Here is an 11,748-nt window from a genome sequence, read left to right on the forward strand (position 1 = left end):
GCGAGCACAGAAACCGAAGTCAGATCATCAGTCGTGCTGCTCCTACTGCCCAACTAGCCGGATCCATTCTTGGACGGCTGCCTGTCCCGACAATTCATAAAATGGTGCTGCTGTTCTGGCCGTCTCATTTGATCCGCTGGGTCAGCCTTGCAGGCAGCTCCTTCAAGGGGTGCGTGCTCTCGTTGTTCGCCAATGAGGCCAGTCGTTCCATTCCGCCTGCGATGCGTTCCAAAGGTATCGCTCCAAATCCAACCCGGATGGACGGAACATCGAGGTTCGGGTTGGAAAAGTACATCGATCCTGGATCGATCAGGATTCCATGCTCGCGTGCCGTTGAAACGAGAGCGTTCGCCGAGCGTGCCGGGTCGGTACGGATCCACAGGCTGGTGCCGCCCGGCGGCAATACCTGCTGCTCCGAGAACAGCTTTTCCGCCGCGTCGTGCGCCGTCTGCCAGCGGTGGGCCAGATCATTTTTGTATCGCCGCTGCGCACGGTGGAAGTCGCCGCTCTCGAAGAGGAGTGCGACAGCCCGCTGCAGGTGGCCAGGGGGCTGCCGATGGGTGTATCGGCGGTTGTTGCGGAGCTCATTGAGTAAAGCCTTCGGGCCGACAACATAGCCGATACGCAGGCCGGGGGCCAGAACCTTGGACATTGTTCCGATGTAAATGGTCCGGCCTGAGGGGTCCAGTGCTGCCATGGCCGGGCTTGGTTGCCCGCGGTAGCGGAGCTCGGAGTCGTAATCGTCCTCGATGATCAGGAAATCCTGTTCCTGGGCCTGCTGGATGAGTTGGAGCCGCCGGTCGACGGACAGGGTCACATTGGTGGGGTGTTGATGGCTCGGTGTGACGTAGAGCAGTCGTGCACCTGAGTATTCATTCTGTGGGACCAGTCCGTTTTCATCCACGGGAACGTCAACGATCGTCCCTCCGGCCCGATGGAAGACGTGGCGGGCATCGATGTAGCCGGGATTCTCGACGGCCACCCGGTCTCCCCAGCGGATGGTGGCCGCAGCCAGCAGCTGCAGACCCTGCTGGCTGCCCAGGGTGATAAGCACGTTTTCGGGGGAAACCGATAGGCCCCGCCCGGGAAGGACACGGCTGCACAGGACCTCTACGAGCCGGCTGTCGTCGCAGATGACGTCGTCCAGGCTGGCGTGGCGGTGCTCCGGACCCAGCGCACGTTTGAGTGCCCGCAGCCACGCCTCGCGTGGAAAGAACGAGCTGTCATGCTGGCCCGTGACGAAGGGGTAATCAAACGCATGCCAGCGGCGTTCCCGGTGCAGCTCGGGCCACGGTCCGGTCCGGGACCGATGTGCCACCCGTTCCCAGTCGACGGAGTTTTCCCATTTCTCCCTGACAGCGTCCATCGAGTTGGATTGCCGCTCAGGATGCGCCGTGGATGGCAGGAGAGAGCTGACGTAAACGCCGCGCCGGTCCGACGTCAGAAGATAACCCTCGTCCACTAGCGTCTGGTATGCGGACTGGACGGTGGTGCGGGAGAGGCCGAGATCTTCCGCCAGCTGCCGGCTCGAGGGCACACGCTCACCCGGGCGCCAAGTGCCGCGCACGATGAGCTGTTCGACAGCTTGTCGCACGCGCATGGCCAGGGACGCACCCTGGGTTGCCGGAACTAAAACAACGGGCGACGAAGGGCTGCCTGCCGTTGCAGCCCTAATCCTGATTGCTTCCACAGCTCCACTATGACACGCGATGCGCTCCAGAATCTGGACCGCTCTAGGTGTTAAAAACTGGATATTGATCAGTCCAGTTCGGTTGCAGATACTTGACTCGAGTTCCCAACAAAGGAGTTGCAGTGAAACCGAATCTCAAAAGCGTGCTGGTGGCCTTGGTGCTGCCGTTCGCGCTCCTGGTCGGAGGGGTCGTAGCGCTCGGCCCCTCCGACGTGCGAGTCGTAGGCATACCGGCGATCTTCGTCTTTATGGTTGCCCTGTTTCCCACGACCGCTGGTCTCATGGCCCTTGCCTGGAATATCTGGGACAAGCATGAGGCCTACGATGAAGACTCCGCCCCCCGGGCGGTGACCCCATGACCGCTGTTATCACCTTCGCCCTCGTCCTCCTCGCAGCCGTGGCGCTGGGCGTCTACTCACGCAGGGGAGTGAAGACAACTGAGGACTTCCTCGTCGGCGGACGCAGTTTCGGCGCCATCCTCCTGTTCATTCTTGTAGTAGGTGAGGTCTATTCCATCGGCACCGTCATCGGGTTTCCCGGGGGTGTGTATGCGGAAGGGGCCGGATTCGCCGTCTGGTTCATGGGGTACATCCTTTTGGGCTACCCCATCGGCTACTTCCTTCTACCGCTGCTTTTCAAAGCGGGACGCCGCTACAACGCCGTCACCCTGCCAGACGTCTTCCGCGGACACTTCAAATCACGTCCCTTGGAACTGACCGCGGCCCTGCTGTGTGTTGTCTTCCTCGTGCCCTGGGCGCAACTGCAGCTGACCGGACTTACCGTCGCCCTGAACGGACTGGGGCTCGGCTTCACACCCTTGGCCACGGTCCTCATTGGCGTAAGCATCGCCCTGGTTTTCGCTTTGCTGTCGGGCATCAAGGCTCCGGCGTACGTCAGCTTCGTTAAGGACTTTGCCCTCATCTTCGCGATCGTGATTGTCGCAGTCTTCGTCCTGAGTCAGAACTCATCCGTCACTGATATCGTCGCCCGTGCCGACGACGTCTCCAGCCACACCGTGATCGAGCATGGCCGTCCGCTGCTTCACACCGTTTCAACGCTGATCTTCCAAGCGGTGGGCTTCTACATGTTCCCGTTCATTATCCAGGCGATCATGAGTTCAAAGTCGGGCCGAACGGTCCGGCGCACCCAGATCTTCATGCCGCTGTACATGCTGATGTACCCGTTTCTTCTTATCGTCGCTTACTACGCGATCTCCACGGTTCCCGGCCTCACCGGCGCCCAGACCAATTTGGCATTCATCGAAGTGGCCCGCAATCTGCTACCCGAGTGGCTGGTCGGCGTTGTTGCCGGCGGTGCGGCACTGTGCGCCATCGTCGTGCTCGCGGCCTCGGCACTGTGCATCGGCACCCTGGTATCGCGAAACGTACTGGTTGGCGTCCCGGAACGACGCCAGAAATCCTTCGTACGGGTCATCATCGCGGTCTACCTGCTGGTTTCCATCGTTCTCACCCTTGTAGTTCCCAACCTCATGGGTGCACTCATTAACACTTCGTACTATGGCTTTACACAGCTCATAATCCCGGTGCTGCTCCTGATATTCGGATCCCGGGTCCGCGCCGGGGTCATGGCAGCCGGCCTCGTCGGCGGCGTGGCCACCGCCGTTTCACTGTATGTGCTGGGCGTAGACCTCGGCGGGCTGAGCCTTGGCGTGCCTGCTCTCGGCCTTAATATCGTGATCGTTGGCCTCGGCCGGCTGCTCTGGCCGAAGGCGGAGCGTAGTGAAGCGATCTGGACCCGTACCAAGGCTGCGTCCCCTGTTCGGGACACGGTCGGCATCCCTGACCAGGACCCCGAACTTGCTAAGGAGAGGATCTGAGCATGAATGAGCTGATACTGACCGGCGGGACCATCCGCACTATGGCCCATTCCGCTCCCGTCGAAGCGCTCGGCATAGCGCAAGGACGTATTATCGCCCTGGGCACCTTTCAGGAGGTGCTCATGGGACTACCCGAAGCAGACGTAATCAACATCGGGGAGCGCACCATTGTCCCCGGCCTTGTGGAGTCCCATGTCCACCCGATCTTCTTTGGCCTGACAAAGAACTGGGTCGATTGCCGCAGCCCCCTTAACAAAAGCATTGGCGAGATCGTTGACAGGCTGCGGGAACGCCTGAAGAACGGCGATACTCCCAACGGCTGGGTCAGGGGATGGGGCTACGACGATACGCTGCTCCACGAAAACCGCCATCCCACCCGTGACGAGCTCGACCAAGTCAGCGTCGACATTCCGATCGTCATCTCGCACATCTCCGGGCACTTCCTGGTCGCGAACACAAAAGCGCTCGAACTCGCAGGCGTCGAGGACGGCAGCCCTGACCCGGATGAAGGCAGATTCATCAAAGATGCACGTGGTCGGCTGACCGGCCTGATGTGGGAGATCGGTGCCGTCAGCCGTGTGCTTGACTGCATTCCCCAGCCTTCCGAAAAGGAGCTCTCGGACGCAGCGCATGTGGCGCTAACAACGGCCGCGCGCCGGGGAATGACCACAATCCATGACCTAGGGATCGGGCTGGTGGCCGGGTATGCGGAACTCGAAACGTGGGAACGCCTGGGGTCCACGGGGGGACTCCCCGTGCGGGTCGAGGGCTACTTACGCGGGGACCTCATTGACCAATTCATAGCCCTTCACCCGGAAGGGTTCCCCTACACCGTTGGAAACTTCACCCTCCGAGGGGTCAAATATTGGTCGGACGGGTCCATCCAAGGTTTATCCGCTGCGCTCAGCCAGCCCTACTCCTGCGCCAAGGAAAGCTGCGGAGACCTCCTGTTTTCACTTGAGGACCTTGTCGCTCTCATTTCCAAAGTCGACAAGTTGGGAGGGCAATGCGCCGTCCATGCGAACGGCGATCTGGCCATACGCACGGTGATCGCGGCCATTAAGGCTGTGAGGGAATCCGGAGGACGGGAGGATTCCCGACACCGTGTGGAGCACCTACAAATGGCATCCGAAAAAGATATCAATGCCCTGGTCGATGCTGGCGGTGTCGCTTCAGTGTTTGCCAACCATATTTACTATTGGGGCGACCGTCACCGGGACGTCTTCCTCGGCAAGGAGCGGGCGAACCGCATGGAACCGCTGGGGGAAGCTGTCCACGCTGGCCTGCATTTCGGTTTGCACTCTGACTGCCCCATCACCCCAATGGACTCACTACGAACTTTGTGGACCGCCGTCAGCCGGCGTACCAGTGGTGGAGAAGTCTTGGGTGAAGCTCAGAAGCTCACCGTCGCCCAGGCGCTGCACAGTCTGACGGCAGACAGTGCCTGGCTGGTCCATGAGGAGGGCCAACGTGGCACGCTGGAGATTGGCATGTTCGCCGATTTCGCCATACTGGACCGGGACATTTTCCAGGCGTCCGAACAAGAACTTGCCGAGGTTGGGGTCCTGGCCACGGTCGTGGCCGCCGAATGGGTATTCGGGAATTCAATGACTCTGGATCACAAACGCTTGAAGTCCTAGCCGATCGCGGTTGAGTCTGCAGGTAGACGCGGGGAGCTTCCAGTCGCATCCGAGTTGTGTAGGACAAGTCGGTACCACCGCGGCGGCATGGGTGATTGCCGACAGTGGCCCGCGGCGTCCCAAATGTAAGGGCGGAGTCAGTCCTCTGATGCTGGCAGCTGCAATTAGGGCGATCCGTGGATCGTCTTGTGCGCGTCAGGCTAATAGGCGGCGTGCTGTCCCGTGGCACCTGCCCACGCCGGGCGGGCATTGCGGGCGAGTGCGAGGTTGGAGGTGACCGAGATGCGGTCTGGGACCCCAATACCCACGAAGCAGCCACAGGACCGCCATTTGCGTTTTCGGCGATGACGGGCCACGGGCGGCTAGTTAGGCTAGTTTCTCCACGGTCAGTCTGGCGATGCTAATTCGACGGAAGATCTGGCGGTGAACTGGAGCCGTCTGGGATGCCGCCTTGAATCGCCCAGCGTGCAAAGACGCAACGACAAAAGCAGGAATACAGCCCCTTTCGAGGCTCTCCCCCGCCATCTCTAAAAGAGCCGATAGTGTACCTTCCGTCAACTAGGGGAGTTGCCAGTGGCTTCGCCCTAGAGCACACTCGTGGGGGGCCCACACGGCGTCTAGCGTCGGTGGGCGTTGATGACGGACTCGTCTCGGTGGCTTACGAACGCTAGGACATCATTTGCCTATGGCACCCGGCTGCCTGCGCTTCAGCACATTCTGTTCAAAAGAAGCCCTGAAGCTCTGTCGGAGTTGTTCCTTCTTAAAGGTAAACAGACGGCTTTCTAAATCAGAAATATAGCGACGCAATCGTGACTGGTCATCGGGCGAATGTGAACCGATTGAGTAGCTGACCATACACAGAAGCTTGAATGCTCTCGCCATAACCTTAGTATCCTTGTATTTGCTTGATACATATTCGAGTTGCTTGACCCACCCCTGTGGCTGCACGTCCAAAAGAAAAACCGAAGCGCCCAAAGCAGCGTCGGGATCATTGGCAAAATCTGGGTCTGATATCGCTTCCGCGAGGGCGGGCACAAGGCGTGTAGTGCTAAGTGAGCTGGCCATGCCCCCGTGGATTATCATGACGGGCGAGTATCCAGTCATCACGTTTACGAATCGTTCCCGCCGCTCCTCAGATGCCCCAAACGATGCAGCTACCTTCTCAATAGTCTTTCTGACTGCCTCAACGAGTTCTGCCGAGTCTGCAAAAAGTGACCCGAGCTTTGCCCAACCTTGGAGTACCTGGACCAGCACCTCACGCTTAAGAGAAGGATCAGCTATTAGAATCGAATCTCTGAGGGCAGTTGAAACGACATCCAAGGCCGTCGAGTAGCGATGAAAATCGGGCAGATCGTCGGGCAGAGTGAGAGGCGAGCCTTCGTTCCGCTGGCGAGGAAATGCCTCAAGATCGTCGGGAGCTTCAACCGCGTGTTCGTCGTCTTCATCCGAAAGCTCGCCCGCTTCAAAAGCGTTTTCGATCCCTTGTAATCTTTCCTCAATATCTTCTGGAGCCTCGATAGCTTTGACGGGCTCATGAATTGAGCGGGAGTTCATCACTCCGACATCCATAATTGCGAAAAACTTACTCAGGCTTGTTAGGAGGTCTATGTCGGACCTGTCAAGCGAAGGATAATGCTTCAGGACGGGTGCGAAGAGGAGTGGGTCGGACAATAGGTAGTCGCGAAATGACTTATCTTTGGTGGCCGCCTTTGCAGCGAATATAAACAAATAGCTGCTGTGAGAGAAGAATATGCGGCCTGTTTCGTGAGAAAGTACCTTACGCCGTCGCAAATTGTGGAGCAGGTCGCTGGCAGATTCTGGAATCCCGCGGTCGGCGAAGTAGCTACTTATTCGACTGACCACATCTGCTTCCGCGAGCGACCCTGCTTCACTCCGTATGAAAAATTCAGCAAGATCAGAAAGAACAGCTGATCGGAGGTCGGAATCCATGCCCCACCGAGAGTCCTCGGCAATATCTCCTCGACCTATAAGCTGGTTCAGATATAGATCTAATAAAGTTGTGTGGGAGCTATTGGGTGCAACGATGTGCCCTGCCGTAAGAACAGATATTAGCAGTGAGACCGTGAATGGAGTGCGAGGAAGGTGCTGCTGTTTGAGTATGCTGACGACGTTGTCTTCAATAGCCCGAGAGCGTGACGGTTTAGCAAGACTGACTAAATCGCGAATGTCCGCCCTGGAAAGTTCACCAACGTAACGCACAACGTGCTGCAAGCCTGCGCTCCCCAAGAGTTTGGCAAGTTCGCCTTCAAACCCTTCCTTGCAACTCAGGAAGACGGGCATTCCCGACTCGGACATGCCAACTAGTTCTTGTATCGTCTGCTCGACAATGCGGGATGAGAAGGGATGCACGTCGTCGATGCCGACAATGAGTTTAGGCAGCGGCGCTCCCTTACTCAAGACGGCTCCGGTCTCTCGTACTCGGTTTCGTAGTGCGTTTGTTAGTGGCTTTCCTCCGCGGCTCAATTCGGAAAATTCTACGAGAACGGGAGCTGACCCCAGTGCCGTTCTGGAAGCCTCTTCCAATAACCAATACAGCGCGGTGGTACGGCCAGAACCTTCTGGGCCGGCAACAATGGTTATGCCCTGAGTGGCGGCAACTTCGCGCGGATCACATCGCTCCAGCTGTTCTGAAGACGAGCTTTCTTCGGTCTGCGATTCCTTGGACGCTTGGAATTGCTCATTCGAGAGCGGCAACAATACGGGCGGCGCCACCAATTGGCTGAGAGAACGCTCATCCAGGTCGTCGAGTTTCTCGCACACGATCGATAGATCGCGAACACGAGCCGTGAGAATGTCTCGCGCGAGCTCTACGTGATTTCGTCGAAGGAGCACAGCGGAGTCATCCTCATGAAACTGCTCCAAGAAGCCCGGCAGATCCTCCCAGGAGGAACCGTAGCTCACGGGTGTGATGTGGTCAGAGCCATGAACTCGCTTTAGGCCCTCAAGCTCCGAGTCCCTGCAGAGCCGAAAGTGCGGAACATCGGAAGCCCCAAATGTCTGCCGGTGCCATCCAAGAAGTTGGGAAAAGTTGGGGTCGTCCAATCCGTCGCCGACGCCCACATATACCAAAGAGGTAACCGAGGAGGCCGCTTGTTGAAGTGCTTGTAAAGGAGCTGAGTGAAGAACGCGAGTGTAATCCGCCTCGGACAAAACTACGGAGTCGCTTTCACTCCAGACTCCATGCAGGTGGCCTACATCATTGGATGTCCGGGCGAGAACCTTTTGCATGTTTGAGGTACTAGTCCAAGACGCGGTTGACCGACCGGTTGCCTGCTCTATGAGAGTGTCATAGTTTGTCGTCAGGATCGGGCACCGCAGTTTGTCCAGGGCACGCGCCCAACTCGAGTCGACTAGGGGCAGGGCTCCAATCGTAGCTGTAAGCCAATTGTGCTTGCCCTGCGCTCCAAGTTCACCGATCTTGTTGGCGATCAAGCTGGCGGCAGAGATGAGCATATTCGTATCGCCTTCCTCTAACGCGGAGGACAAGACCATTTCGACTGTTGTTTTCCACGTTGAGCCTGCCTGTGTATGTTCAATCGCCCAGTCAATGCTTTGGCGCAGGAACCCCACCCAGTTTGCGCCATTCGCGTTACTGGAACAGGACATGGAAAGCCCTGTTCCAACAATTAGAGTCGCTCGATTCTCGGAAAACGCAGATTCCAGTCCCGAGATGATTGCGTCGCTGTCGCTCACTGATTTAGTCCCCAGCTTCATTTGAAGTCCACGCCGACGGAAAATCGTGAAGTCGGCAATAAAATCATATCCATAGTGTCTCGAGCGCTAGACCAACCTCTGATGCTGCCGTTAGCTGGGTGCGTCCCCTGCGCACACATGCCACGCGGATGAAGCAAAATCGTCGAACAAACGCGCGTTTCCTCATCTGATGACCGCCTGCCGGGAACGCCGATACCGACGTTTCGTAAAGCTGCAGAGGTCGTGCGGGCACAGTGTCGAACCAGTCCTGTGGGGTCAGACTCCCTAGCCTGAGTGTTCGCTAATCGAAGGGCAGTGCTTTGTAGGCGGTTTCTTTGTTCATGTTCCAGCCCGCGACGAGGCCGGAGCCGATCATCTGGTCACTGAGGCGGGCGAGGCGGTAGGCGGGGTCGGTGTCGAGGGCGAGTTGGAGGAATTGGTGTGCTTTGCTTCCTCGGCCTTCCCACCAGTTGATGTAGCCGATGGTGGTCAGGACGGGTGCTGCGTGTTGTGGGCTGGTGCGGGTGTAGGCATGCAGGAGCAGTTGCTGTGCCCACTCGATACGCGACCACTTCGGAGCGCCGTCCGTTTGCGCGAAGAGGATGTGCTGCATTGGCTCTTCCAAGTCCGGGATGTCGGCAATGAGGCGGTCGCGGATGGCCGGGAACTGAAGGTTGGCTACCAGGGCATGAGAGTCGTCGTCGCTGGGGAAGGATGCCGTGTCCAGCATGCCGGCCCAGAGCTTCCGAGCTTGCGTTGTTGCAGTAGTGGCCGGCACGGATCGGATGGTGTCCATGTGGTGTTCGACGGCGGCTGCATTGGCGAGTGCCTCTCTGGTGGCGGGGAGGGTGACCTGGTCGGTGGGTTGGACGGCGCTGCCGCGGTAGATGAATTCGGCATTGATTGCGCTGGTTTGGGTTGAGCTGACGGGTAGGGCGAGTTCGTGGCCGGGTTCGCCGTCATAGGGGGAGAAGGTGTCGTCGCCGACGAAGAGCCCGTCGCGGATGGTGATGCCTTGTTCTGCGAGGACTCCGGTGAGGGCTGCGATGGTCGCGGCGTGGGGTTTCGGCTGTCCGGATTGGCAGGGTTCGCTGGTGTAGATGGCGAAGAGGAGGGACGTGGCCGTGGTGTCGCTGGTGAGGTAGTGGGCGACGGTGTGTGCGTAGGGGAGTTCCTGACCTGGTTGCCGGGGAAGGTCAATCCGCAGGGTCGCGCCAACGCTGTTCTCGTTTAGGGTGATGCAGACCAGGCTTTCCTTCGGCCAGAAGCCCAGTGTGTGTCCGATGAAGCTGAGGACATCCGGGGGTGTCTTGATGGTGAGCTTTTCCATGATCCCTGTTCTCCTTGGCCCTTGGATGGCCTTGTCTCTCCGGTTGTTGGTGGTGGGCGTCGTTCTGGTAGGGGACCATCCGCTGGGTCGAGGGGCCGGAGTGCAACTTGGGGAACCGGCGCCGGGGGCGAAAACTTCACCCGCAGGGACTGGTTCCACTGCGACTATGGAGAAGTTTTCGGTTTCGGGGTCGGCGCGGTAGCGCCCTGGTTGCGCGGAGGAACCGCCCAGCGATCATGGGACATATCAGAATGACAAGCAGCGATACAGCTTCCACTTATCCATCGGACAAGGCAGATCAAACAGCATGACTACTCCACGATGGCGGAGCTGCAAGCAGTTCCCGGACCTTTAGGAACGACAAAGGGAGCGGCGCGGCTGGGGGTTTGTGGCGTCAGCGATGTTCTGGGCGCATGGCTTCGATGTCGAGTTCGAGTGCGATCTTCTGGTCCAGGGAGAGGGGACGGACGGCCGCTTGGTAGAGGGCGAGGCCTGCAGTCCAGCTCTCCCAGTGGCCGTCGCTGTGCAGTATCCCCGGGTGGCGGAGGGCGGCGGCGGTGAGGATTGCGGTGACGACAAGGTCGTAGGGTTTGTTCTCGGTTTTGCAGAACCAAGCATGGTTTCCGCGGCCGGCAGCGTTTGCGCCAGGGAGGGAGAAAGTTTCGTAGGCTTCGCCTGCTGCGGCGAAGCCGTTCAGCTTGATCCCGTGGGTTTCGCTGAGGAGCGGCAGCCCTTCACCCCGGGGTCCGCAGATTGTGACACCGGAAGCTTCGATGATTTTCGTGGCTTCGGCGACGACTTCGGGCGTGGCGGTCAGGCCGTGGAAGTAGTGGGTGTAGCCCATGCGCTGCTCCTTCGTAGTCAAGAGCGACTTTAATCCCTCAAGAAGTAGAAGGCGGAAGGCGGTAGAACGTAGCGACCTGGTTCCCTGCTATCGGGGATATCGGTGCGCTCGAAGTTAGCCGGCATAGCTGTTCGGATAGGGGGTAGAAGGGGGTGTGGACAATGTCCACACTTTTCGTCTCGAACTGCCTCGTAGAGCGTTCGGACTACTTCGGATTCCGCATGTTTCCCCGGGTTCCCAGTGTTTGCAGGGGCTGGAATGTAGTTCGAGTCCCACCTCGGGCACAACAGATCGCCTCGTCAGGGGCGATTTTGCTTTGACGTGTTGACAAAGCATGCGGTCGCGTCGCCTGACGGGTTGGGTCGCGGGCTGTAGCCTGGCCGCCGCGGGGGGTATGCAGGTGTGTGGGTGGCGGGTCCAGGACCCTGGCTGATGGGCCCTCCGCGTGCTGTTTGATGGGGTCATACGGTTCCTCGCTTCCGGTCTTGTCGGGTGGGCCCCTGGGTGGCCTACACCTATTCATGGGCCGGGGGAGAGACGACGACATGACCGCAGCGCGTTTGATTCGCGGCCTCCGATGCGAGGTTTCGACGACCCAAAAAGCACCTTGCGTTCATCGCTTTGTCCAGCCAAGTAAGTGTGGACACTGTCCACACTTACGTCTGATTTGATGCTCTGCCCGGCGCCGGCCGG

The 11,748-nt window shown here is 58.9% G+C and carries 7 protein-coding genes; 3 read left to right on the forward strand and 4 right to left on the reverse strand.

Features of this window, described 5'->3' with window-relative positions; genetic code table 11:
- Nucleotides 1–124: 124 nt before the first annotated feature.
- Nucleotides 125–1,690 (reverse strand): MocR-like pyridoxine biosynthesis transcription factor PdxR, encoded by a 1,566-nt coding sequence (pdxR, locus tag PUN51_RS12635; RefSeq protein ID WP_275181193.1) that lies wholly within the window; start codon nt 1,688–1,690, stop codon nt 125–127.
- Between the two features lie 122 nt (nt 1,691–1,812).
- Here pdxR and PUN51_RS12640 point away from each other — a divergent pair, with 122 nt between their 5' ends.
- From PUN51_RS12640 to PUN51_RS12650, 3 genes are read left to right on the forward strand one after another with little or no spacing between them, the layout of a single operon-like run.
- The gene (locus PUN51_RS12640) at nt 1,813–2,049 is read left to right on the forward strand and encodes a hypothetical protein (RefSeq protein WP_275181194.1); all 237 of its coding nucleotides are present in this window, start codon (nt 1,813–1,815) and stop codon (nt 2,047–2,049) included.
- On the forward strand, nt 2,046–3,527 hold the full coding sequence (locus PUN51_RS12645; RefSeq protein WP_275181195.1) for a sodium:solute symporter family protein: 1,482 nt from the start codon (nt 2,046–2,048) through the stop codon (nt 3,525–3,527). Before PUN51_RS12640 ends, PUN51_RS12645 begins: the two co-directional genes overlap by 4 nt.
- A 2-nt stretch (nt 3,528–3,529) precedes the next feature.
- Entirely contained in the window at nt 3,530–5,167 is a 1,638-nt protein-coding gene (locus PUN51_RS12650; RefSeq protein ID WP_275181196.1) for an amidohydrolase, read from the forward strand.
- 675 nt (nt 5,168–5,842) lie between these two features.
- Here the strand turns inward: PUN51_RS12650 and PUN51_RS12655 are convergent.
- The 3 genes from PUN51_RS12655 to PUN51_RS12665 all read right to left on the reverse strand — a co-directional run bounded on the left by PUN51_RS12655 (nt 5,843) and on the right by PUN51_RS12665 (nt 11,055).
- Nucleotides 5,843–8,881, reverse strand: coding sequence for an SIR2 family NAD-dependent protein deacylase (locus tag PUN51_RS12655; protein WP_275181197.1), 3,039 nt, complete (start codon nt 8,879–8,881; stop codon nt 5,843–5,845).
- Nucleotides 8,882–9,182: 301 nt separating this feature from the next.
- Entirely contained in the window at nt 9,183–10,211 is a 1,029-nt protein-coding gene (locus tag PUN51_RS12660; protein WP_275181198.1) for a DUF4192 domain-containing protein, read from the reverse strand.
- A gap of 394 nt (nt 10,212–10,605) precedes the next feature.
- On the reverse strand, nt 10,606–11,055 hold the full coding sequence (locus PUN51_RS12665; RefSeq protein WP_275181199.1) for a hypothetical protein: 450 nt from the start codon (nt 11,053–11,055) through the stop codon (nt 10,606–10,608).
- Nucleotides 11,056–11,748 lie beyond the last annotated feature (693 nt).

Source organism: Arthrobacter sp. NQ4, from assembly GCF_029077345.1.
Taxonomy (GTDB): domain Bacteria; phylum Actinomycetota; class Actinomycetes; order Actinomycetales; family Micrococcaceae; genus Arthrobacter.